The 22,486-nt window shown below is 69.5% G+C and carries 20 protein-coding genes; 11 read left to right on the forward strand and 9 right to left on the reverse strand.

What is annotated here, in order from left to right; genetic code table 11:
• Window positions 1-103: 103 nt before the first annotated feature.
• Both QM624_RS19455 and QM624_RS19460 read right to left on the reverse strand, forming a co-directional pair.
• Complete coding sequence (locus tag QM624_RS19455) at window positions 104-1,405, reverse strand: GH25 family lysozyme (RefSeq protein WP_415094918.1); 1,302 nt, start codon at window positions 1,403-1,405, stop codon at window positions 104-106.
• A gap of 186 nt (window positions 1,406-1,591) precedes the next feature.
• Window positions 1,592-2,230, reverse strand: a complete 639-nt coding sequence (locus tag QM624_RS19460) for a TetR/AcrR family transcriptional regulator (protein WP_415094920.1) — start codon at window positions 2,228-2,230, stop codon at window positions 1,592-1,594.
• Between the two features lie 108 nt (window positions 2,231-2,338).
• Here QM624_RS19460 and QM624_RS19465 point away from each other — a divergent pair, with 108 nt between their 5' ends.
• Window positions 2,339-3,292 carry an NAD(P)-dependent alcohol dehydrogenase gene (locus QM624_RS19465; RefSeq protein WP_415094954.1) on the forward strand — a complete coding sequence of 318 codons (954 nt, stop codon included), beginning with the start codon at window positions 2,339-2,341 and terminating at the stop codon, window positions 3,290-3,292.
• Window positions 3,293-3,316: 24 nt separating this feature from the next.
• Here the strand turns inward: QM624_RS19465 and QM624_RS19470 are convergent, their stop codons facing one another.
• Window positions 3,317-4,429, reverse strand: a complete 1,113-nt coding sequence (locus QM624_RS19470) for a carboxylate-amine ligase (protein ID WP_415094922.1) — start codon at window positions 4,427-4,429, stop codon at window positions 3,317-3,319.
• Between the two features lie 185 nt (window positions 4,430-4,614).
• Between QM624_RS19470 and QM624_RS19475 the strand changes: the two genes are divergently transcribed.
• On the forward strand, window positions 4,615-5,361 hold the full coding sequence (locus QM624_RS19475) for a GH25 family lysozyme (protein ID WP_415094924.1): 747 nt from the start codon (window positions 4,615-4,617) through the stop codon (window positions 5,359-5,361).
• Window positions 5,362-5,367: 6 nt separating this feature from the next.
• Here the strand turns inward: QM624_RS19475 and QM624_RS19480 are convergent, their stop codons facing one another.
• A complete protein-coding gene (locus QM624_RS19480) occupies window positions 5,368-6,276 on the reverse strand; it encodes an SRPBCC domain-containing protein (RefSeq protein ID WP_415094926.1) in 909 nt (302 codons plus the stop codon).
• A gap of 153 nt (window positions 6,277-6,429) precedes the next feature.
• Between QM624_RS19480 and QM624_RS19485 the strand changes: the two genes are divergently transcribed.
• The 6 genes from QM624_RS19485 to QM624_RS19510 all read left to right on the forward strand — a co-directional run bounded on the left by QM624_RS19485 (window position 6,430) and on the right by QM624_RS19510 (window position 13,303).
• Window positions 6,430-6,699, forward strand: coding sequence for a helix-turn-helix domain-containing protein (locus QM624_RS19485; RefSeq protein WP_415094928.1), 270 nt, complete (start codon window positions 6,430-6,432; stop codon window positions 6,697-6,699).
• A gap of 1 nt (window position 6,700) precedes the next feature.
• Entirely contained in the window at window positions 6,701-7,948 is a 1,248-nt protein-coding gene (locus QM624_RS19490; RefSeq protein WP_415094930.1) for a type II toxin-antitoxin system HipA family toxin, read from the forward strand.
• A 169-nt stretch (window positions 7,949-8,117) separates the two neighbouring features.
• The gene (locus QM624_RS19495; protein WP_415094932.1) at window positions 8,118-9,440 is read left to right on the forward strand and encodes an SWIM zinc finger family protein; all 1,323 of its coding nucleotides are present in this window, start codon (window positions 8,118-8,120) and stop codon (window positions 9,438-9,440) included.
• On the forward strand, window positions 9,437-11,899 hold the full coding sequence (locus QM624_RS19500) for a hypothetical protein (RefSeq protein ID WP_415094934.1): 2,463 nt from the start codon (window positions 9,437-9,439) through the stop codon (window positions 11,897-11,899). The genes QM624_RS19495 and QM624_RS19500 overlap by 4 nt, the downstream gene beginning before the upstream one ends.
• Window positions 11,900-12,006: 107 nt before the next feature.
• Entirely contained in the window at window positions 12,007-12,240 is a 234-nt protein-coding gene (locus QM624_RS19505; protein WP_415094936.1) for an AbrB/MazE/SpoVT family DNA-binding domain-containing protein, read from the forward strand.
• Window positions 12,233-13,303, forward strand: coding sequence for an alpha/beta fold hydrolase (locus tag QM624_RS19510; protein WP_415094938.1), 1,071 nt, complete (start codon window positions 12,233-12,235; stop codon window positions 13,301-13,303). The genes QM624_RS19505 and QM624_RS19510 overlap by 8 nt, the downstream gene beginning before the upstream one ends.
• An 87-nt stretch (window positions 13,304-13,390) precedes the next feature.
• Here the strand turns inward: QM624_RS19510 and QM624_RS19515 are convergent, their stop codons facing one another.
• Both QM624_RS19515 and dnaB read right to left on the reverse strand, forming a co-directional pair.
• Window positions 13,391-13,990, reverse strand: coding sequence for a class I SAM-dependent methyltransferase (locus tag QM624_RS19515; RefSeq protein WP_415094940.1), 600 nt, complete (start codon window positions 13,988-13,990; stop codon window positions 13,391-13,393).
• Window positions 13,991-14,058: 68 nt separating this feature from the next.
• Complete coding sequence (gene dnaB / locus QM624_RS19520; protein WP_415094942.1) at window positions 14,059-15,426, reverse strand: replicative DNA helicase; 1,368 nt, start codon at window positions 15,424-15,426, stop codon at window positions 14,059-14,061.
• A gap of 493 nt (window positions 15,427-15,919) precedes the next feature.
• On the opposite strand from dnaB, the gene QM624_RS19525 reads away from it, so the two are divergent.
• From QM624_RS19525 to QM624_RS19535, 3 genes are all read left to right on the forward strand, one after another.
• Window positions 15,920-16,264, forward strand: coding sequence for a metal-sensitive transcriptional regulator (locus QM624_RS19525; protein ID WP_415094944.1), 345 nt, complete (start codon window positions 15,920-15,922; stop codon window positions 16,262-16,264).
• Between the two features lie 20 nt (window positions 16,265-16,284).
• On the forward strand, window positions 16,285-16,488 hold the full coding sequence (locus tag QM624_RS19530; RefSeq protein ID WP_298134810.1) for a heavy-metal-associated domain-containing protein: 204 nt from the start codon (window positions 16,285-16,287) through the stop codon (window positions 16,486-16,488).
• Between the two features lie 416 nt (window positions 16,489-16,904).
• Complete coding sequence (locus QM624_RS19535; RefSeq protein ID WP_415094946.1) at window positions 16,905-19,100, forward strand: heavy metal translocating P-type ATPase; 2,196 nt, start codon at window positions 16,905-16,907, stop codon at window positions 19,098-19,100.
• Window positions 19,101-19,113: 13 nt separating this feature from the next.
• On the opposite strand, the gene QM624_RS19540 is transcribed toward QM624_RS19535, so the two are convergent.
• The 3 genes from QM624_RS19540 to QM624_RS19550 all read right to left on the reverse strand — a co-directional run.
• Window positions 19,114-20,550, reverse strand: coding sequence for a glycosyltransferase (locus QM624_RS19540; RefSeq protein WP_415094948.1), 1,437 nt, complete (start codon window positions 20,548-20,550; stop codon window positions 19,114-19,116).
• Window positions 20,551-20,676: 126 nt separating this feature from the next.
• Entirely contained in the window at window positions 20,677-21,609 is a 933-nt protein-coding gene (locus QM624_RS19545) for a neutral zinc metallopeptidase (protein WP_415094950.1), read from the reverse strand.
• Window positions 21,610-21,613: 4 nt separating this feature from the next.
• Window positions 21,614-22,486 (reverse strand): ATP-binding cassette domain-containing protein (locus QM624_RS19550; protein WP_415094952.1); only part of this gene is annotated, 873 nt, incomplete at its 5' end.

A 22,486-nucleotide genomic window follows, 5' to 3' on the forward strand; every position in this document is an offset into this window, starting at 1 on the left:
CTGCCACCCTGCAAAGCGGCAGCGGCTCGCGATCCCGGCAGTGGAGGGGTCTCGACAAGCTCGACCAGCGGTGGGCGGAGACTCGATCTCGGCGGGCCGGTACTTACTTCCGGGGAGTCCAGGCGTCCTTGGTGGCGATGTCGCCGTCGAGGGCGTCGACGCCGTCACCGGCGATCCGCAGGTTGCTGGTGTACTGCCAGATCGACCAGCCGCCGTGGCTCGACCAGGGGCCGACCCGGGGCAGGCTGCTCGGCACCCGCCCGTTGTTGGCACCCCACGACGCCACCCAGAGCCGGGCGATGCCGGCGACGTCCGACCAGAGGTACTTGTTGCCGGACTTCTGCTCGGCCATCGCGCCGGTGAGGTAGACGTACAGGTTCGCCCGGTAGCCGTCTTCGGTGAGCAGCGCCTTGACCGTGGTCAGGAAGCGGTACGCCTCGGCGGGCTTCCAGGCGCGCAGCTTGTGGGTGTAGGTCTTGCCCTTCGACGTCTTGGTGTAGGTGCCGCCGGCCTCGACGTCGATCACCAGCGGATTGGTGCTCGACTTGGTGTAGTTGCCGTCCGCCTTCAGCCATTCGACGAACCGCGCGGCCGACTTCTCCGGCGTGTGGCTGCCGGCGAACAGGTTGCCCGGGCTGGTGTCGACGCCGGTCGTCCAGCCGTTGAACCAGTAGGCGCCCTGGCGCAGGCCGGCCGCCTTCACCTGATCGGAGAGCGCGGCGTAGGCGCAGTCGGCAACCGCCGGCACGCTGCCGGTGGAGCGGGCCTTGCCGTTGCAGGCGTCGGTGTAGTCGTGGTTGATCGGACGCGCGCCGCTGCCCAGTCGCAGGATGGCGAACCCGTTGTCGCCGGTCCAGTCCGCGAGGACGGACGGCTTCACCTTGGCCGACGGCGCGTACTGGTACGACGACAGGTCGACGCCCTGACTGAGGCCCTTCAGGCCGAACGCCTTCGCGGCGTCCTTGGCGGGGGTGTTGGTGGGCTGCCGTACGGTCAGCGTGGCGGTCTTCGAGGTGACGGCGCCCTTGCTGCCGCTGACCTTCACCCGGAACTTGGTGCCGTTGGCCCAGGTGCTGGAGTTGACCTTGTAGGACGACTTGGTCGCCTTCGTGATGCTCTTCCATGACCCGGACGCCGGTCGCGACTGCCAGGCGTACTTCAGCTTTGTGCCGGACGCCTTGACCTTGAGCGTGACGCTGGTGCCGGTGCCGTAGCGGTTGATCGTGGCGCTCTTCGGCTGGGTGGTGATGGTGGTCTTCTTCGCCTTGGCCGCGGCCTTGGCAGACGGCAGGGGTGCGGCATTCGCCGGGCCCGCGGCGACGGCGGTGAGCAGGCCGCCGGTCAGCGCGAGAGTGAGGGTGGCGCCGCCGAGAGTTCGGGCAGCGCGGAGTGCAGCAGCGGTCATCATCAAAGGCCTTCGGTTGTGGGGGGTGTGGCCTAGACAATCACCCGCCCGCACGGCGCGGCAATCGGGCCCTGAAGTCGAGGTTGACTTCCGTTCTCTCCGAGAGGTGGGCGGCGTGGAGGTTCAGGCATGGCCGAGTTGGTGGTCGACCAGGGTTCGTGGACGCCTGCGAGCGCGGCTGGGCGGTCACCCCAGCTGGCGCTCCAGCCCGTCCAGGATGATGCCGAGGCCGACCTCGAATTCGGCGGCGAACGAGTACTCGTCGGTGGCGGTGACGCTGGTGACCAGGGCCGCGAGGTGCGGATACTCCTCGGTCGGCAGGGTGACGGTGGCGGCGAAGTCATTGGCGCCGGACGCCGAGTCGAAGGGCAGGTTCCGTTCGGTGAGTGCGAAGCCGTAGACGTAGGCGTCGATCACCGAGAAGGCTCGGGCCGCGGTCGCGATGCTGAACCCGCCACGCAGCAGGCAGCCGATCACGGCGTCATAGTGCCGCAGCGATGCCGGCCCGGGGTTGGATCGTGAATCGACCAGGCCCAGCGCCCACGGGTGGGTGGTGAGTACCGAGCGCACCGACGCCGATCGGACCGCGATCGCCTCGCGCCAGGCGCTGTCGACCGGCGGCAGTGCGAACTGCTCGAACACCCAGTCGGCGAGGCCGTCCAGCAGCGCCGCCTTGTTGGCCACATGGTGGTAGAGCGACATCGCCTCCACGCCGAGTTCCGCTCCGACGTTGCGCATGCTCACCGCTGTGAGGCCACCCCGATCGGCGACCGCGGCCGCAGCCTCGGTTACCCGCCGCGCGGTCAGTGGTTGCCGGTCTGCCATCGGCCCTCCTTCGTGGACTCGACACGACAGCCCCTACCGCGGAGCCCCTTACACCCCTAAGGTTAGACTCCAGCGGAGGCTTACACATGTAAGGAGAGGGTTGTGGAGATGCAGTTGGTGCGGGTCGAGCGCTATGGGCCGCCGGATTCGGTTGTCGTCGCGGACGCGCCGGTGCCGCGTCCGGGTCGTGGCGAGGTGGTGGTGCGGGTCGAGGCGGCCGGGGTGAACTCCGGCGATGCGCGGATGCGGGCCGGTCGGTTCCCGCCGGGGTTCGGGCTGCTCGCCCGACTGGCGATCGGACTGCGCGGCCCGCGTGCCGGTGTGCTGGGGTCCACCTTCTCCGGGGTGGTGGTCGAGGTCGGTGACGGCGTGGACGAGCTGGCCGCCGGCGACGAGGTGGCCGGGATGACCGGCGTCCGGATGGGCTGCCATGCCGAGTTCGCGGTGGTTCCCGCTGGGTCCGCGGTGCGCAAGCCGGCCACTCTCAGCCATCCGGACGCCGCCGGCGTCCTGTTCGGCGGCACCACGGCGCTGCACTTCCTGCGTGACCGGGCCGCGATCAAGCCGGGTGCCAGCGTGCTGGTCAACGGGGCGTCCGGCTCGGTCGGTTCGGCGGCCGTCCAGCTCGCCACGATTCTGGGCGGAACGGTGACCGCGGTCTGCTCGGCCGCGAACCGGGACCTGGTGACGCGCCTGGGTGCGCAGCGCTGGATCGACTACCGGAGGACCCCGATCGCCACCCTCGGTGAGCGGTTCGATGTGGTGTTCGATGCCGTCGGTAACCTGTCGCGGGCCGAGGGGTTGCGGCTGAGGGCGGCCGACGGTGCGTTGGTGCTGGCCGTGGCGGGTCTGTGGGACATGGTGCGTGGTGGGCGGGGCGTGTTCGCCGGCTCGGCCCCGGAGCGGGCCGAGGATGTCGCCGAACTGCTCCAGCTGGCGGCCGCGGGACGGCTCGACCCGGTGGTGGCGGTGGTCGGTGGGCTCTCTGCGCTGCCCGAGGCCTACCGGCTGATCGACGGCGGACACAAGGTCGGCAACCTGGTGGTGCTGCCGGGGAACTGACCGGGTCGGCACCAGGTGGGATCGTCAGGGGCTGGTGGTGCGCTCGACCGCATCCGCGACGACCGGGCCGAACGACCCGGACGCCTTCCACACCGCCCGCTGTCGTTCCGCGCCGGTTCCCGAGCGGAGCAGCCGGTCGACGCCGTCGACCACCAACTCCAGGTCGCCGGTGTCCTCCAGGGCGTCGCGCAGATCCCGCACCAGCGAGTTCACCGCATCCCGGGCTGCGACCACGCTCCGGCTGAACGGATCGAGCAACCCGTCGCTGAGGCCCGAACGGGCGGCTCGCCAGTTGGCTGCCCGCTGCCACTGCGCGGGTAGGTCGTCCGGGTGATCCCCCCAGGCCCAGGCGCGCGCCGCGGTGCTGACCATGGCCCGGCACAGTGCGGCGATGAGCACTGCGTCGTCCACCCGGCTGCAGACGTCGGCCGTGCGAATCTCGACGGTGGGGTATCGGGCGGACAGCCGGGCCTGGAAGTAGATCATCCCCTCGTCGAGCGCTGCGCCGGAGCGGACCAGGTCGGCGACGGCGGCGTCGTAGCCGGCTGCGTCGCCGAACGACCCGGTGGGCCCGGCGGTCGGCCACAACCCCCAGATCACCGTGCGGAAACTGGCGTAGCCGGTGTCCTGGCCCTGCCAGAACGGCGAGTTGGCCGAGAGTGCGAGCAGGGTCGGCAGCCATCGCGGCAGCCGGTCGAGCACCCCGACGCCTTCGTCGCGTGAGCCGACCTCGACATGGACGTGCTGGCCGCAGGTCAGCTGCTGCCGGGACAGCAGCCCGAACTCGGACGCCATCCGCAGATAGCGCTCGTCGTCGGTGGGGGTGGGTCGCACCTTGAACGGACTGGTGGCGATCGCCGCCACCGCGGCGTCCGACTCGGCGGCCGCCTCGGTCATCACCCGGCGCAGGCCGACCAGTTGCCGGCGTAATTCGTCGGTGTCGGGGCAGGGCAGTGAACCGATCTCGGCCTGTTCGCGTTTGAACTCGTGCTCGACCGCCGTGCCGGGCAGTTCGCCGACGCTCGCGTCCAGGCTGGTCCGAGCCCGGCGAACGACGGCGTCGCCCATGGGAACCGGCTGGCCGCCGCGACGTTCGACGACCAGCAGTTCCTCTTCGACCCCGATGGTGACCGGCACGGGCTCAGTGTTCCCCCGACCTCGCCGGTCCGGACACGTCCACCGGGGTGGGATTGTGGTGGGCCCGGTGGTGCCGTAGTGGGCCGATGGTGCAGAGCCCAGCCTGGTCGACATGTGCCGCGTAGGGTGGCGAAACGGCTGGGGGCGGAGCAGCGCACGGCCCGAGTGATGAGGAGTTCAGTCCGGTGAGGTCTCGTCGACGCGGCGCGCGATGGCTGATCGTCGGCGTCGCGGCCGTCATGGTGACGATGGGACTCGTCGCGGGGGTGGTGTGGGCGGGCGTGGTGCATCCGAACAACCCGTCGGGCGAGCGGTACCCGGTCCGCGGTGTCGACGTTTCCCGTTACCAGGGCGACATCGACTGGCCGGTGCTGGCCCGGCAGGGCATCGACTTCGCGTTCATCAAAGCCACCGAGGGCAGCACACTGGTGGACCCCCGTTTCGCCGCCAACTTGGACGGCGCCACCGCCGCCGGGCTGCGGGTCGGCACCTACCACTTCTTCAGTTTCACCAGCGGCGGGACGACGCAGGCCGACAACGTGATCCGGACCGTGCCGGCCCGCGCCGATCTGTTACCGGTCGCCGTCGATCTCGAGTTCTACGGCGACTTCTGGCTCCACCCGGCACCCGTCGAGGACGTGCGGCGCGAGTTGGCTGTGCTGCTGGACGCGCTGGTCGCCCACTACGGCCGAAGGCCGATCGTCTACACCACGAGTGAGGCGTACGACCGCTACCTTTCCGGGGCCTTCCCCGACGTCGACATCTGGATTCGCGACGTTTGGCGGACGCCGTCGCTGCCCGACGGCCGGCCATGGACGTTCTGGCAGTTCAGCGACCGGTACCGGCTCGACGGCTACGCCGGCGAAGAACGGTTCATCGACGTCAACGTGTTCGCCGGAGGCCGTGACCACTGGGAGCGGTACGGGAGATGAGGCCGATCAGCGGCCGTAGCGATACGGGCTTCTCCACGGCCAGGCGCGGCTGATCCAGGCTGCGACCGCGTCGGCCAGCGGGCCGTCCAGTTGCGCGTGGGACGCCCGCACCCACGACTGGACGCTCACGTCATGATCGGCCGATGCCATCGGGTACAGGTAGACGCAGCCGATCACATCGCCGTCGGCGGGATCGAGGACGGTGAAGGTGAAGCCTCTACCGGCGGCGAAATCGGCGGCGTGCCGGCGCAGGTCGGCCAGGTTGGCCTCCAGCGACATGCCTTCCGGGGGCGGCCAGTTGCCGTCCGGATAGCCGATCGTCGATCGGATGTGATCGATGCTGGAGGTCCACGCGGCGTGATCGGCGGCATTGTGCTGCGGCCCGAGCGGCTCCAGCCGGAAGTACTCGCTGACCAGCGAGGTCGGTGCCCGGAAGCCCGGCGGGACGAAGCCTTCCGCCCTGAGCTGGCGGGCCAGGTTGGCCAGCGAAGAGGTGAGCCCGGCGGCGTGGTCCTCTGCGGAGATGCCGTCCGGGACGTCGTCTGCGCGGAAGGTGACCCGGGTGCCGTCCGGCCCCGGCTCCAGCTCCCAGGTCATCGTCATCGTGCCGGCGAACGCCGGATCGTCGGAGACGAAATCGACGGTCTGCACCACCCGGACGTTCGGGACGAGGTCGACGAAGCGGGCCTCCACCACGTCCGAATCGGCGGACGACTTGCCTGGGGAACCCGAGGCGTCCAGATAGGTCAGCACCATCCGGTACGAGCCGCCCGGACGGGCGTCGAAGCGCTCGAACCGGCCGGTCATGCCCACCGGCGGCAGCCACTTCGTGAGCATGTCCGGGTCGGTGAATGCGCGGTAGATGCGCTCGGGGGAGGCGGCGATCACCCGGGAAGCCTGGTCGGTGCGTGCCATCACTGCATCGTAGGCCGCGACTCTCGCCGATCCCGGTCGGGCTCGGGGCCCACGCTGCGTGGGTCTCCTGCCACCGGTGCAGGTGCACGCGCCTGCACTTTGGTGAAAGTGAAGGTATGTGCGCTTTCATGGATGTGCAGGTATGATCACATTATGACTATGCAGGTCTCGACGCCCTCGCAGTTGGGTGCGGCCGTCCGGAGGCTGCGCCGCGACCGGGGACTCACCCAGCGGCAGCTCGCCGATTCGGCCGGCATCTCCACCAGGTGGCTGGTGATGTTCGAGAACGGGCAGAACGCGGGTGCCGAGGTCTCGAAGATCTTCGATGTGCTCCGGGCGTTGGGGATGACGGTGGAGGTCGTCCCGTCCCCCGAGCCCTCCCCGGAAGAGGCGGAACTGTTGGCCCTGCTCGGGGACGGCTGACGTGCCCGGCGAACTCGCGGTGCTGCTCTACGGGCGCCAGGTCGCCCAGTTGGTCGAGGGTCACGGCCATCGCAGCCTTCACTACGGGGTCTCCCCGGGCAATACACCCGTTTCGCTCTCGATGCCGATCCAGGCCGGACGGCACGGGAATCGTGTGGTCGAGCCCTACCTCAATGGGTTGTTGCCCGATCGGCCGGACGTCCGTGCTGCGATGGGTCGCGAGTTCGGCGTGTCCGGCAACAACCCGTTTGCATTGTTGCGACACACCGGCCTGGACTGTGCCGGTGCGGTGCAGTTCTGCGAGCCGGACCGAGTGCAGGAGGCGCTGGCGCGTCCCGGCAGCCTGGAGCCGGTCGAGGAGTCGGAGATAGCTCGCCGGATCGGATCGGTGCTAGACGGATCGATGCGCAGTTGGATCGCTCCCGCGGAGCGCTGGTCGCTCGCCGGTGCGCAGGCGAAGTTCGCGCTCCATCGCGATGCGCGCGGTGTGTGGTCGGAGCCGGGCGGCGCCACGCCCAGCACGCACATCATCAAGCCGGGCATCCCCGAACTGTTCGATCAGGCACTCAATGAACACGTCTGCATGTGCGCCGGGCGTGCGCTGGGACTCGATGTGGCCGCATCGGAGTACATCGAGTTCGAATCCCATCCAACTATCGTCGTGCAGCGCTATGACCGGCGTGCCGACGCGCGGGGTGATGTGGTCCGCATCCATCAGGAGGACCTGTGCCAGGCGCTGTCGGTGCCGCCGGACAAGAAGTACGAGACGGACGGCGGGCCGGGTGCGGCCGCGATCCTCAGGGTGCTGTCGCAGAACGCCGCCGGACGCGACCGCGAGCGTTTCGTGGTGTCCCAGGTGTTCAACTACCTGATCGGCGGCACGGACGCGCACGCCAAGAACCTCTCGGTGCTGCTGGTCGGACGTACAGTGCGGCTGGCGCCGCTGTATGACGTCGCGTCCGGCTTCCCCTACGAAGGGCTGGCCATGGAGCTTCCGATCGCCGTCGGTGGCGAGCGCCGGTTCGGGTTCGTCCGCGATCGTCACTGGGTCAAGCTGGCCAACCAGGCCCGGCTGGACGGCGACCGGGTGCTGGGCATCGTCCACGACCTCGCGCAGCGAGTTCCCGATGCCGTGCGTGACGCGTTCGCCGAAGTCCCACTGTCGCGTTCGTCCACGGCTGCCGGACTCCGCGAGCGGATGCTGGCAGCCGTGGGGCAGCAGTGTGAGTCCGTCCTGCGAGGCTGGTAGAGACGCGCCGATCGGGCGATGCTGGCCGGACTCAACGTCGTCGGCTGGAAGGTCAGTGCGGCGATGTTCGACGCCGAGCGACTGATCACCGAGTAGCACTGCCCGATTCACCGAGGACATCCGTCGCCGGCGGCATCTCCGTTGCGGCCAGGGTGACTACATTGACCCAATGACCGAGGTGCGGAGCTTCAGCAGCAGCTCGACACTCGACGCCGACGGGCTGTTGCTCGCACTCGCGCCGGCACTGACGCCGTCCGGGATCACGGCACACCCGCGCTTCTTCCACGGGTTCGCGACTCACCCGCAGGTGCTCGCTCGCGGGCTGGTGACGCTCGCCGACGTCACCGCCACCCGCTACTTCCAGTACACGCCGACCTCGCAGCGCGACCCGGTGCTGACGGCACAGGGTGACCGGCTGCGAGCGGAGTGCTTCTCGGCGTGCAACGGGGTCTACGCCCGGCTGGACCTGCTGGCTGCCGGGTTCGACGGCGGCGAGATCGGGCATGGGACGACGAACGTCGACGTCGGTGCCGACATGCGCCGGGCACTCACCGCGATGCGCCGCACCGATCTGGTCCATCTCGATGTCGGGAACGAGGGCATGCGGGTCGCCACCATCGACAGGCACGCCGCGGAACGCCCGGTCGACATGCCGCCACGCTGGGTGCGGGCGCTCGGCAATGCGGCCGAACTGCACCACGAACTGGTCGCGGCGTTCACCCTGGACGCCGCCGCGTCCAGGAGCTTCCTCGCGTCGCTTCCGGGGGTGACCTCGCCGACCCGGAGTGGCTGGCTCACGCCGGGCCGGACGGGGGTGCGGGTCGCGCCGCGGGCGTCCGGGGGCGCCGTCTTCGTCCCCGGGCTGCACAGGCTCTCCGCGTTGAAGCGGCTGCTGACTCAGGTCCGCTCCCTCACCGTCTACGGGCCGCGCGGGGGAGGCGAAGGGGCGGCGTTGGTGGAGGCCGAACTGCCCGCGGCCAGGTTCACCCTCGGACTCACCGACGAGATCTGGCGCGGCCATTCGGGGGAGGGGGCGTTGTTGGCGGGGCTGGCCGGGCCGTCCGCTGTCGAGGACGCCGACCTGGTCTGCGCACTGCTCGCCTTCGAGCCGGTCATCGACGTACCCCGCCTGATGCGGGACTCCGGGCTCACCGAGGAACCCATCCGTTCGGCGCTGGCGGTGCTGGCCGCCAGCGGACGGGTCGGTTGGGACGCCCATGATGCGGCCTACTTCCACCGCGAACTGCCCACCGACGCGGCACGGGTTGAGCGTGACAATCCTCGGTTGCGGGGGGCCCGGGCGCTGGTCGCGTCCGGTGCGGTCCGGCGGGACGGTGGGGACGGCTGGCTGGTGCGCAGCGGCGATGACGACTACGTCGTCCGGCTCGCCGGGGTCGGGAGTTGCACCTGCCGGTGGTTCCTGCGGCACGGCGCAGACCGCGGCCCGTGCAAGCACGTACTCGCCGTCCGAATCGCTCAGGAGAGCCGATGATGGATGCCGCGCTGGCCCGCGCGGTGGCCATCTTCACGGAGCTCGGTTGGGCGGAGGCGCCGCTGTCGGCCACTCCGGAACTGCCGCTGGGCACTCCGGAGCAGCGCACGCAGGCGCTCGCCGGGCTGCGGCGCGGCGCCTGGGGCGAGGTCGGGCAGCTGGGTGCCAACCGCTGGGGGTGGATCAGCTGGGTCCAGGTGGACGCAGACCGGCTCGGCATCTTCGCCACCCGGCTGGGTGTGGACGCGCGGCGTGCCGTCGAGGTGCTGCCGCCGCGGGTGTTCACCGAGGACATGGTGCGGGGAATCCTGCTCCCGCGGGGTGCCACCTTCGCCGCCGCCTTCGTCCGATACGCCTGCGTCCCGTCACGGCGATCCTGGGAGAACTGCCTGACGACCTTCGGGGCTGCCGCCGTCCTGCTCGTGCATGAACTGGCGCTGCCTGTTCCCGACAACGTCGAGTACCTGAAGGACTGGATCCTCACGGCGGCCGCCTCCCTGGGCCACCCGGCACCGGTCGACCCGTTCCGCGAGCCGATTCCGGTGGGTCTGCTGCAGCCGCGTTTCGTCGACCATCTGCGGATGCTGGCCGGGCTGGGCGTGCCGGTCACCGGCCTGTTCGGCCCGATGTTCAGTGCGGCTCTTCAGGCCGGCTGGGTCGAGCGTGATGCCGCTCTCGACTGCGCTCTGCAGGCCCTGGACACCGCTCGGCGTCCCGGTGATCAGGCCGTCTGGACACGGCTGATCGCCGACGTGCTGGCAGTCACCGACGAAGAACTCGTCGCCCACGCCGACGCGCTGGTCCCGTGCCTGGCTACCGGCAACGCCACCGTCGTGGAGACCTTCGCGCCACGACTGATCGCGGGTGTGGAGGACGATCTGCTCGTGGAGGTGCTGACCGCCGCGCTCGGCGTCCGGACGAAGAAGGCGCTGCGCGCAGTCCTGCTCGCCACGGTTGCTCGCCCCGCACCCTCGCCGGCGGTGGCCGCCGAACTCGCCGATCAGTTGGGTGCGCTGTTGGCCGACAAGGATCGGTCCGTGGTCCGCGCGGCCCAGGCGGTCCTGGATCGCTGGAGTGTGACGGCGGTCGCCATCGACGAGGAGGCGCCGACTGTGCGCGGGCGGTGGCATCCGACGCCGGGGCTCTGGACTGTGCCGCGGTTCGAGCCGGGTGAGCCAGGCGTTGAAGCGCTGGCTCGCGCGGCGGGAGTGCTGGTGAGCCGTCCGGAGGGTGCTTTCGACATCGCCACCGAAGAGTTCCTGCATCTGGTGAATGCGCTCACCTGGGCCGATCCCGCGGCGGCGCGCCGGGGGCTCCGCGGGGTCGGAACCGAGTGGACGCCAGGGCTGCGTCCGGTGGCCGACTGGCTGGCCGGAACGAGGCCCAGGTATGGGCTCGACGGGCTTCCCGGTCGGGTGGAGGACGTGCTGCTGGCCCGTGAGTTCGCGGTCTTCCAGCGGCTGGGGCAGGTGCCGGTGCTGCTGTCCACCCCGTCATGGATCGATCTGCGGATCGATCCGTCCGATCTGGTCGATCGGCTGCGCGGCTATCGGGACAGCAGAGCCGACGTGATCGAGGTGGATCTGCTGCTGGCGCTCACCCGCGTCGATCCGGCATCGGTGAGTGCCACGCAGCTGGCCGCGTTGGAGACCCTGCGGGTGCCGGTCGTCCGGCAGAACGGACGCCGGCTGTGGCGGAAGGCGGGTCCCACCGCGGCTGCCTACTTCCGCGATCCGATTCGCGAGCCCGGCCTGGTCCAGGCCGAGACCGGACGATGGTGTGCCGCGCCGATCAGCCTGCCCCGATCGCTGAAGGAATTCCCGGAGCGCCTTGCTTCGATCGGCTACAGCCAGCTTCAGGAGAGTGCTGTGTTCCCCGCTTGGTCGGACGCGGCGGCGTCCGGGCTCTGGCTGTGCGCCGGTGCCGAAGCCGGGGTGGTGTTACGCCAGGAGGCGCGTCGGGCGAGACCCTTCGGACCCGCCGCGGCCGTCAATCTGCTGGGCGCCCAGCGCTCGCCGCACCCCAAGGCGGCAGGGGACGCGATGACGGCGGTGATCGAGGCCTGGCAACGGGGGTTGCTACGACCTGGGGTCGCGGACGTCCGCTATCTCGACTGGGAAGGGACGCCACGGTCGCTGGCCGCCTTCGCTCGGGTCTCGCTCGAGGTCGCCGAGGAGGGGATGGCTTCCGTCGTGTGGCCGGTGCTCGACGACCTGATCACCGTGTCGCTGTCCGGGCCACGGATGCTGCCGGGCACCGCCGACGTCGCCGAAGCGCTCGCCGATCTGGCACCGGAAGCCCTCGCGGCGGTCTCGACAGGCCTCGCGGAATCGAATGTGCTGGCCGTGCCCGGCCTGCGGGCGCTTGCGGCGCGAGGCGGCAGTTCTCGTGCGGTGGTCGCGGCGCGGGCGGCGGTGATGGGGTTGGCGACCGATCTGCCCGGACGACTGCCGGGATAACGCGCCACTGACGCGATGCAGAGCGGCAGTGGCACGCCAAGACGTCAGTCACCTCCGGTCACACCAACGCAGGGTATTACTTTTCCAACTATTGCTACCATGATGTCATGACTTCCACCCCATCCCCCGAAGGCCGCTGGATCAGCATGGTCCGGCTCGGCCCGAAGTCGCAGATCGTGATCCCCAAGGAAGTTCGCGACCTGTTCGGCCTCGCGCCCGGCGACTCGCTGCTGCTGATGGCCGACCGCGAGCGAGGCATCGCGCTGGTCGACCCCGCCCAGTACGGCGACGTCATCGATCGAGCACTCGGCGGCGGTACGGATCGGCCCGGGCATGCCTAGCGGCTGGGAGGTGGTGCTGCTTAACATCGGGTTCGCGCTGGCCGGCCTCATCGTGGTCTTCGGCGTCCGTGCCCTGATCGCGGTCGTCACCACCCGGGACTACTTCGGCAAGCATGTGCGCCGAGCGGAGGCACTCGGGTTCCGGGAGCGGACGGTCGAGGTGCGCGACGGCGTCCGGCTGAACATCGCCGAGGGGCCGGCGGGCGGGATCCCGCTCCTGCTCATCCCCGGGCAAGGCAGCGTCTGGCAGGAGTACGCCAAGGCAATCCCACAGCTGGTTGAGAAGTTCCGGGTGGTGGCCGTCGACGTCCACGGGCACGGCCGCAGCAGCTGGAAAGCCGCCGACTACACCTGTGTCCAGATCGCCGACGATCTGGCCCGGCTCATCGGCCAGGTGTTCGGTGATCCGGTGGTGGTCGCCGGCCACTCCTCAGGCGGACTGATCGCCGCACGGCTGGCCGCCGCCCATCCCGACAAGGTGCGGGCGGTGCTGCTGGAGGATCCGCCGTTCTTCGCCACCGAACCCGATCGGGTCGGCGGCACCTTCGTCGGCATCGATGTCTACGCCCACGTGTCGTCGTTCCTCGCCCAGGACGCCGAGGCCGACTGGGTGTGCTGGTACATGCGGCACAGCTACTGGAAACGACTCCTCGGCCCGATCTGGCCGGCGCTCACCCGCAGCGTGGTCCGGCAGCGCCGGGCCGATCCGCACTGCCTGCCGGTGATGCGCTGGGTATCGGTGTCGATCAACCGCATCTGGGAATCGATCAGCCACCCCTACGACCTGCGCTTCACCACGGCGTTCATCGACAACAGCTGGTTCTCCGGCCTCGACCAGGCGCAGACACTGGCCGCGATCCGTTGCCCGAGCGTGTTCGTCAAGGCCACCACCCGGTACAACCGTCAGGGCGTCCTACTCGCTGCGCTCAGCGACGACGATCTGGCCCGGGTCGAGAGCCTGCTGCCCGACAACCGCACCGTCCGGGTGCGCAGCTCCCACGACGTCCACTTCGCGAAGACCGGCACCTACGTGGGGGCGTTGGAGCAACTGGTGGAACGCTGATCCATCGTTGGTCGAGCTGTCGAGACCTCGGACGACGGGGAGCCGAGCAGGTGCCTCGAGAACCTCAGCCGGCGTGGGGTGGGCCCCCTACCTCCGGATCGCCAGCAGAGCGCCGTGCGGACGGGTGCCCGGCTCGGTGCGGGCGGCCGTCCGGCTCACCGTGAAACCTGCGGCCTCGACCCGCGCCGCGAGCCGGTCGATGGGCCAAAAGTAGGCGGTGGTGACCGCATGGTCGAAGGGCTCGAGCCGTGCTCCGGTGCAGAAGCCGAGTGCCAGCCCACCACCGGACCTGACGCAACGGGCGAACTCGGCCAACGGCACGTCGATCAGCTCGGGTTCGGTGTGGATGAGCGAATACCAAGCGAGGACGCCGGCCAGGGCTGCGTCGTCCACACCCAGGTCCTCGGCGCGGCCGACCCGGTAGCGATCCGACGGGTAGCTGGCCCGGGCGCTGTCGATGAACTCGGGCACCGGGTCGACACCCTCGGCGTCCACACCGGCGGCACCGAGCAGATGTGTCCACTGACCGGGCCCGCAGCCCACATCGAGCACTGGCCCCTGCAGGCCCAGCGCCCATGCCAGGATGAAGTCCCGATCGATCTCGGCCACCTGGTCGACGCGACCGAACAGGGCAATGTACTCCGCGGATCTGGCCGCATACGCGGTGCGGACGACGTCCAAAGTCATGCCCGGCCACGCACCGTTCCGCGCGGGCCGCAGACGACGTCCTGCCACCTTCGATGCGTCACGGCACCTCAGTGCTGCATGTCGACGAATCGGCTGTAGTGACCCTGGAAGACCGTCGGGATCGTCGCGGTCGGACCGTTGCGGTGCTTAGCGACGATGAAGTCGGCCTCGCCGACCCGGTCGGAGTCCTTGTCGTAGGCGTCGGCACGGTGCAGCAGGATGACCATGTCGGCGTCCTGCTCCAGCGAGCCGGATTCACGCAGGTCGGAGAGCATCGGCTTCTTGTCGGTGCGCTGCTCGGGGCCACGGTTCAGCTGCGAGAGCGCCACCACCGGCACGCTCAGCTCCTTGGCCAGCAGCTTCATCTGGCGGCTGAACTCGGACACCTCGAGCTGGCGGGATTCAACCTTCTTGCCCGAGGTCATCAGCTGCATGTAGTCGACGATCACCAGCTTCAGGTCGTGCCGCTGCTTGAGCCGGCGCGCCTTGGCCCGAATCTCCATCATGGTCAGGTTCGGCGAGTCGTCGATGAACAGCGGCGCGCTGGACACCTCGCCGGTCTTGCGGGCGATCCGCTGCCAGTCGTCGTCGCCCATCTGGCCCTTGCGGATGTGGTTCAACGGCACTCCGGCCTCGGCCGAGATCAGCCGCTGGACGATCTCGGACTTGCCCATTTCCAGCGAGAAGAAGCAGCTGGTCAGCTTGTTCTTGATGGACGCGGCCCGCGCGAAATCCAGCCCCAGTGTGGACTTACCCATACCGGGACGGGCGGCCACGATGATCATCTGGCCGGCGTGCAGGCCGTTGGTGAGTTCGTCGAGCTCGATGAACCCGGTCGGTACCCCCGACAGCACGCCGTGCTGGCTGAGCGACTCGATCTCGTCGAGGGTGCGCTCCATCAGCACGCTCAGCGGCTCGTAGTCGTCGGAGGTCTTGCCCTCGGCCACCTCATAGATCGCCTGCTGGGCCCGGTCGACGATGTCGGACACCTCGCCGCCACCGGTGTAGCCCATCTGGCTGATCTTGATCGAGGCCTCGACCAACCGCCGCAGCACCGCCTTCTCTTTGACGATCTCGGCGTAGAAGCTGGCGTTCGACGCGATCGACACCATCGACAGCAGGTCGTGCAGATAGATGTGTCCGCCGATTTTCCCCAGCTCGCCGCGCTTGGCCAGCTCGTCGGCGACGGTGATCGCGTCGGCCGGCTCGCCGCGGCCGAACAGGTCGATGATCGCGTCGAAGATCTGCTCATGCTTGGGCAGATAGAAGTCATGGCCGCGGACGATCTCGGCGACGTCGCCGATCGCGTCCTTGCTCAGCAGCATCGCACCCAGCGCCGACTGCTCGGCCTGCACATCCTGCGGCGGAGTCCGGTCGGGGCCGCCGCTGAACTCGCCGGGCGGCTCTTCGTACGGGGGAAGCGAGGCGAGTGACATAACCCCTCCTCGCATCTGCGTTCATCACTTACATTGGCACGTTAGTCGGACGCTCGGACACTTTTGTGCCCGTCGTTCGTCAGTTCGAATGTGCGATCTCTCGCGGGTGCCGTGCAGGACGATCTGCGCGGCGTATCGCCCGACCATAGCCACGGCCTCGCGGGATCGTCCAACCGTAGTTATCCACAGCTTTGTTCATGGCCTGTGGATCCTGTGGAGCCAAGGCGTGTCGCCTGTGTACGACGCGCCGAGCGACCGTGGATGAGAAATTTCCGTCCCTCGCATTCCGGCTTTCACTAGGTGTGTTGCTCGCTCGGGGGTGTGAGTTGCGGAGGAGTCTCGCGGGTTGGGTGCAGTTTGACAGTCGCCCGGGGGGCTGGTGTATGCCACACCTCCCTGAAGGGTTATGCACACTATAAGCACTTGTGAACATACCCATAGGGGGTATAGTGACAAGGGTTGATGCTCAATGTCGCACGACCAGGAGGGCGCTATGTCGCAGCAAACCTCGGTAGATCCGGGTTATCCGGACAATCCCGACCAGACGTCGTCCACCGGTCACGGCTACCTGACCTCCAAGGACGCCTACCTCAAGCGGCTGCGCCGGATCGAGGGCCAGGTCGGCGGCCTGTCGCGCATGGTCGCCGACGAGCGGTACTGCATCGACATCCTCACCCAGATCTCGGCCACCACCCGGGCGTTGGAATCGCTCGCCCTGGGCCTGCTCGACGACCACCTGAGGCACTGCGTGGTCAACGCTGCCCGCGAAGGCGGCGACGAGGCCGAGATCAAACTCGCCGAGGCACGGGACGCGATCGCGCGCCTCGTCCGATCCTGACCGAACGAAGGAGAAACACCGTGGAGAGCACCTACACCGTCGAAGGCATGACCTGCGGGCACTGCGTCGCCGCCGTCACCGAAGAGGTCAAGCAGATCCACGGCGTCACCGACGCCGTCGTCGTCCTCGAGGGTGGCAAGCTGACCGTCACCTCCGAGGCGCCGGTCGACTTCGACCGGATCGTCGAAGCAGTGGCAGAGGCGGGCGACTACACCGTCTCCTGATCCTCGGTTTGGGCTTTGGGCTTTGGGCTTTGGGCTTTGGGCTTTGGGCTCTGGCTTTGGCCCCGGTCGTCGGGTTTCAGGGGGGTGCCGCGGCGGGACCGGACGCCCTCGCCGCCCACCTCCAGATCGCCGGGGCAAGCCCCGCCGATCTTCCGGACGCCCACCTACCTGCCGAGGGCGTCCGGTCCCGCCGCTTCAACGCTTGCGGGCCGTTGGCCAACCGGTCGCTTCGTGCTCGGGGCCATGGGTCGACCCGCCGCTCATGCTTGCGGGCCGTCGATCGACCCGCCGGGGGCGAGGGTCTAGCCGATGAGTGCTCGGAATCTCGCTTTCAACCCGGATCTGTGGATGCGGGCCCGGGCAGCGAGTGGGTCGCCCTGTTGTAAATCGATAGAACTCACGAAACGAAGAAGGACATGACCACCACCACGCAGCATCAATCGATCGAACTCGACATCGACGGCATGACTTGTGCCTCGTGTGCGGCTCGGATCGAGAAGAAGCTCAACAAGGTGGACGGGGTGACCGCCTCGGTGAACTATGCGACCGAGAAGGCGCGGGTGCTCACCGACAGCCCGATTCCGGTGGCCGATCTGATCGCGGTCGTCGAGCAGACCGGGTACCACGCGGCGCTGCCCGACCCGGCCAAACCAGAGGTCGACCACGCCAAGGAGCTGCAGAACCGGGTGATCGTCAGCGCGGTGCTGGCGCTCCCGGTGATCGTGCTGGCGATGGTTCCGGCCTGGCAGTTCCCGGGCTGGCAGTGGGTGTCGCTGGCGCTGACCATTCCGGTCTACGGCTGGGCCGGCTATCCGTTCCATCGCTCGGCGGTGGTCAACGCCCGGCACTTCGCCACCACCATGGACACCCTGATCAGCCTCGGCACCACCGCCGCGATGGGCTGGTCGCTGTACGCGCTGTTCTTCGGTCACGCCGGCATGATCGGCTACACCCACGGCTTCGAGTTCATGCTGATGCGCGGCACCGGCGAGGGCAGCGTCTACTTCGAGGCCGTCGTCGGCATCATCACCTTCCTGCTGCTCGGCCGCTGGTTCGAGGCCCGCTCCAAGCAGCGCGCCGGCGAAGCCGTCCGGGCACTGCTGCAGCTGGGCGCCACCGAGGCGACCCTGCTGCGCGGCGGCGTCGAGACCCGCGTCCCGGTCGACTTCCTGAAGCCCGGCGACACCTTCGTGGTCAGACCGGGGGAGAAGATCGCCACCGACGGCGAGGTGGTCGAAGGCAGCTCGGCGGTGGACGCCTCAATGGTCACCGGCGAATCGGTGCCGGTCGACGTCGGCCCGGGCGACACGGTGATCGGTGCCACCGTGAACGCCAACGGACGGCTGATTGTGCGGGCCACCCGGGTCGGCGCCGACACCCAGCTGGCGCACATCGCCCGGCTGGTCGAGCAGGCCCAGACCGGCAAGGCCAACGTGCAGCGGCTCGCCGACCGGGTCAGCTCGGTGTTCGTGCCCGTAGTTATCGGCCTGGCTGTGCTCACCCTGCTCGGCTGGCTGCTGGCCGGCGCAGGTTTTGCGTTCGCCGCCTCGGCTGCGGTGGCGGTACTGATCATCGCCTGCCCGTGTGCGCTCGGCCTGGCCACCCCGACTGCGCTGCTGGTCGGCACCGGACGCGGCGCGCAACTGGGCATCGTGATCAAGGGCCCCGAGATCCTGGAACGCACCAAATCCGTCAGCACCGTCGTGCTGGACAAGACCGGCACCGTCACCACCGGCACCATGGCCGTGGTCGAGGTCGTCGGCGAGGGGCCGGACGCCGGCTGGCTGCGGCTGGCAGGCGCCGCCGAGTCGGCCTCGGAGCACCCGATCGCCCGGGCGATCGCGGAGCACGTGGGCTCCGACGCGGCCGTGACCGACTTCGAGAACCTGCCCGGACGCGGCATCCGTGCCACCGTGGACGGCCGTCAGGTGCTGGTCGGGACACCCGCCCTGGTCGGGGCGGATCGTGGCGTCGACTCGCCTGCGATGACCGCCTTCGCCGCGGCGCAAGCCAAGGGCCACACCGCCGTCCTGGTCGTCGTGGATGGGCAACTGCGCGGCATGATCGCCGTCGCGGATGCCGTCAAGGACAGCTCGGCCGACGCCATCGCCGACCTGAAGGAGTTGGGCCTCACCCCGGTGCTGCTCACCGGCGACGCCCGCGCGGTCGCCGAAGCGGTCGCCGCCGAGGTCGGCATCGAGAAGGTGATCGCCGAGGTGCTGCCGGCGGACAAGTTGGCCGAGATCAAACGGCTGCAGGCCGACGGCACCCAGGTGGCGATGGTCGGCGACGGCGTCAACGACTCCGCCGCGCTCGCCCAGGCCGACCTGGGCATCGCGATGGGCACCGGCACCGACGCGGCGATCGCGGCGTCCGACCTGACCCTGATGCGCGGCGATCTACGGCTGGCCGCGACCGCGATCCGGCTCTCCCGGGCCACCCTGGCCACCATCAAGGGCAACCTGTTCTGGGCCTTCGCCTACAACGTCGCCGCGATCCCGCTGGCCGCACTCGGCTTCCTCAACCCGATGATCGCCGGTGCCGCGATGGCACTGTCGTCGGTGTTCGTGGTGCTGAACAGCCTGCGGCTACGCCGCTTCGGGGTGCGCTGACCCGCAGGCGTCGTCAGTGCAGCCTGCCGCTGAGCCGGGGACGTCCCAGATCGGGCTTCAGGTAGTCGCTGAGCGCCACCGGGCGTCCGGCCATCAGGTCGGTGTAGATGCCCAGCATCTCCTTGGCCTGGCGTTCGATCGGCCACTGGCCGGCGAGCTCACGGCTGCGGGCCGCCGCCTTCGTGGCGAACTCCTCGTCCTTCAGCAGCCGCAGCATCGACATGATCGCCTGGCTCAGCGACACCATGTTCGGCCGCGCCACCAGGGCATTCACCCCCGGGTCGACGACCAGGTTGAGCTCGGGATCGACGATCACCAGCGGCAGCCCGCACAACGCCGCCTCGTGCAGCACCAACGCCTGAGTGTCGGTCTGGGAGGGGAAGACGAACACGTCGGCACTGCCGTAGTAGGTGGCCAGCTCGTCGTGCGGCACCCGGCCGACCAACCGGACACCGCCGTACCGGGCCGCCCGCTGCAGCCGCCGGCGCAGCGCCTGGGCGGTGTCCTGGAAGTCGCCGACGATCATCAGCTCGGCGTTCGGCTCGAAATCGCGGACCAGTTCGAAGGCGTCCAGCAGCAGGTCAAGATTCTTCTCGGGTGAGATCCGGCCGACGTAGAGCAGCCGCGGCCCCTTCCCGCGCGGCAGCGGCTTGCGTTCCGGCAGCGGATCGGCACCGTTCGGCACCACCTTCACCTTGGCGCCCGGCGCCAACTCGAGCACCCGCTTGCCGGTCTTGTCCGACGGCGTGGTGACCAGATCGGCGGTGCTCAACATGTCGGACGCCGCCTGCAACAGCTCCAGCTGCGCGCCACCGCGGCGCGGCCGCTTGAACCGCAACTTGCGCAGCTTCGCCCACGGCTTCGACTCGGCCCGCATCGCGAATAGCCGGTAGGCGGCGTTCAGGAACGGTCCCAGATGCCAGTAGTGCTCGGCGTAGGCCTCCAGGTCGGTGTGCCAGGTGACCACCAGCGGACGTTCGGCGCGCTGCGCCACCCACATGCCCAGCAACCCCACCCCGCCCAGGCCGTGGACGTGGATGATGTCGGGCGGATCGGCGACCAGCTGGGCCAGCCGGAACTCCAGGTCGCGGCCCAGCGACAGCCGGATGCCGGCCCCCGGGATCGGCACCGACGGCATCCGGATCTCGCGGCGGTGCGGGTTGTCGGCCAGTGGATTCGGGCCCTTCGCCTCGGGCGCCACCAGCAGCACCCGATGCCCCGCCTTGAGCACCTCGCGCTCCAGGAACTGCACCGCGTACAGCAGCCCGCTGGGAGCCGGGCCGTAGTTGTCGGTGAACTGCGCGATGGTGAGCGGACGCGACGGCTGCGGCGCGGCGTCCGTGACGCGGGGAAACTCGAAGGTGGCCGGGTCGTCGGGGTTGGGCGCCGGCTCGACCGGATCGGTGTCGGCCTCGCCGCGTTGGACGGGCGGGCTCTCCAGGTCAGCCATGGCGACAGGCTAGTGGACGTGCGCCGCGAGGCTGGCGTCCGCGCCGCAGGCAGGGTCGGTCAGCGCCGCAGGTGGAGCGGGTCAGCGCCCCCGGGCAGAGCGGGTCCACGTCGCAGGGAGAGCGGGTCAGCGCACCCGGGACGCAGGCTCCTTCCAGGTGTTGCAGGCGCCCAGATCGGTGCCGTTCAGGCCGCGGGCACCCCAGTACTGCTGCGCCTTCACCGAGCCGTGGCCGACCGGATCGTCGGTGTGGCTCCACACGTCACGGAAGTAGCTGTGATCGGCGGCGCTCAACTCGAAACTCTCCACATTCGCGAACACGTAGTAGGTCCAGCAGAACACCTGCAGCTCCTCGCGGCGAGTGGTGATCGCCTTCTCCTCGCTCAGCCCGTCGGCGGCCTCGAACATGCCCATCATCGCCTGGACGTGATGGCCGTACTCGTGGATCACGACGTCGGCGATCATCAACCGGCCGTACTGGGAATCCTCGAACACCTGGTCGGAGAAGTAGAGAGTGGCGTCGCGGGTGCAGTAGAAGGCGTAGGCGTCCTGCTCGGAGCCGCAGGGTGAACTGGTGGACCGTCCGTAGAACTTGTGCTGGGCCGTTTCGAAGTCGCCGCCGGCCTGGTTCACCAACGGCTTGAAGATGCCCGCCAGGCAGTCGATCAGGCTGCTCACTTGGGCTTCGTAAGCCTCGCGGGTGGTCACCGAACGGGCCGCTGGGCAGCTGCCCTTGACCTGCATCGGGTAGATCTTGCTGTCGGTCAGTGGGTCGCCCGGCCGGAAACTGGGTGCCGTTCCCGCCGCGGTGCCGGTACGCGTACCGGCCGGTTCGCTCAGCGCCGTGTCGAACACCGGCAGGGTCTGCAGCACCGCGGCCACCAGGCCGATCACGACCAGGACCACCACCAGGAACCGGCCCGGACTGGGTGGTTGACGCGGCGGTGAGAGCGGAGCCGGAATGCCGAACTGGGCCGGCAGGCCCGGCGAGCCGAACCTGGGCGGCAAGAAGTGGCCGACGTCCGGCCCATTGCTGAGCGGAGGCAGGCCCTGGGTCACGCCGTCAACGATAGGGGACGGCGCCAACCGCCAGTTCGACGATGCCGTCGCAGCGTGCGACGACGTCCGGATCGTGGGTGATGACCAGCAGCGGCACCCCGGCCATCGAGGCGAAGATGTCGTCCAGCAAGGCCTCGGCGGTCACCGCGTCCAGATGTTCGGACGGCTCATCCAGCACCACCGCCTGATACTCGCTGGCGAACAGCCGGGACAGCGCCAGCCGGCGCGCCTCGCCGCCGGACAGCGTCGCCCCCTCCTCGCCGACGACGCGTGCGGCGTCCAGCGGTAACCCGGCCCGGTCCAGCGCGCGCCGGACGCCCGCGGCGTCGGCGTCCCGGTTGCCGATCCGGACGTTCTCGGAGATCGAGGTGGCGAAGATGTGCGCGTCCTGGGCCAGGTAGCCGACCCGTCCGGTCACCTCGACCCGACCGGACCTGGGCGGGATCAGGCCCAGGACGGTGGCCGCCAAGGTGGTCTTCCCGGCGCCGGACGGCCCCACCAGCGCCACGCTCTCGCCGGGCTCGACCCGCAGGGTGAGGCCCTCGTGCAGGACGGGGCCGCCCGGCCAGCCGATCGCCAGGTCGTCCAGCACCAGCGGGCCGGGCGCGACCTCGGTGCTGGGCAACTCGCGGTCGCCGATGCCGACCGGTGGAGCGTCCAGCAGTTGCCGGACGCGGGCCAGCGAGGCCAGCGCACGGGTGGCGCTCTGCGCGGCCTGGGTCAGGGTGGAGAGCACCTCGTGCAGCGCCAGCGGGGTGAGCACCAGCACAGCCAGCATCACCGGCGGCAGCGTGCCGTCGGCCACCAGCGGGCCGCCGATCAGCAGCGCGGCGATCACCGCGGCCGCCGCGGCCAGCACCTGGCAGCCGGACGCCAC

This window comes from Micropruina sp. (assembly GCF_047606365.1).
In the GTDB taxonomy this organism is placed as follows: domain Bacteria; phylum Actinomycetota; class Actinomycetes; order Propionibacteriales; family Propionibacteriaceae; genus Micropruina.

What these genes read in the sequence shown, in the direction of transcription:
- QM624_RS19515 (WP_415094940.1), bottom strand. Translation starts at nt 13,990, where the DNA reads ATGACTTTGGACGTCGTCCGCACCGCGTATGCGGCCAGATCCGCGGAG.
- QM624_RS19540 (WP_415094948.1), bottom strand. Translation starts at nt 20,550, where the DNA reads ATGGCTGACCTGGAGAGCCCGCCCGTCCAACGCGGCGAGGCCGACACC.
- QM624_RS19525 (WP_415094944.1), top strand. Translation starts at nt 15,920, where the DNA reads ATGTCGCAGCAAACCTCGGTAGATCCGGGTTATCCGGACAATCCCGAC.
- QM624_RS19535 (WP_415094946.1), top strand. Translation starts at nt 16,905, where the DNA reads ATGACCACCACCACGCAGCATCAATCGATCGAACTCGACATCGACGGC.
- dnaB (WP_415094942.1), bottom strand. Translation starts at nt 15,426, where the DNA reads ATGTCACTCGCCTCGCTTCCCCCGTACGAAGAGCCGCCCGGCGAGTTC.
- QM624_RS19460 (WP_415094920.1), bottom strand. Translation starts at nt 2,230, where the DNA reads ATGGCAGACCGGCAACCACTGACCGCGCGGCGGGTAACCGAGGCTGCG.
- QM624_RS19455 (WP_415094918.1), bottom strand. Translation starts at nt 1,405, where the DNA reads ATGACCGCTGCTGCACTCCGCGCTGCCCGAACTCTCGGCGGCGCCACC.
- QM624_RS19485 (WP_415094928.1), top strand. Translation starts at nt 6,430, where the DNA reads ATGACTATGCAGGTCTCGACGCCCTCGCAGTTGGGTGCGGCCGTCCGG.
- QM624_RS19480 (WP_415094926.1), bottom strand. Translation starts at nt 6,276, where the DNA reads ATGGCACGCACCGACCAGGCTTCCCGGGTGATCGCCGCCTCCCCCGAG.
- QM624_RS19510 (WP_415094938.1), top strand. Translation starts at nt 12,233, where the DNA reads ATGCCTAGCGGCTGGGAGGTGGTGCTGCTTAACATCGGGTTCGCGCTG.
- QM624_RS19505 (WP_415094936.1), top strand. Translation starts at nt 12,007, where the DNA reads ATGACTTCCACCCCATCCCCCGAAGGCCGCTGGATCAGCATGGTCCGG.
- QM624_RS19495 (WP_415094932.1), top strand. Translation starts at nt 8,118, where the DNA reads ATGACCGAGGTGCGGAGCTTCAGCAGCAGCTCGACACTCGACGCCGAC.
- QM624_RS19465 (WP_415094954.1), top strand. Translation starts at nt 2,339, where the DNA reads ATGCAGTTGGTGCGGGTCGAGCGCTATGGGCCGCCGGATTCGGTTGTC.
- QM624_RS19500 (WP_415094934.1), top strand. Translation starts at nt 9,437, where the DNA reads ATGATGGATGCCGCGCTGGCCCGCGCGGTGGCCATCTTCACGGAGCTC.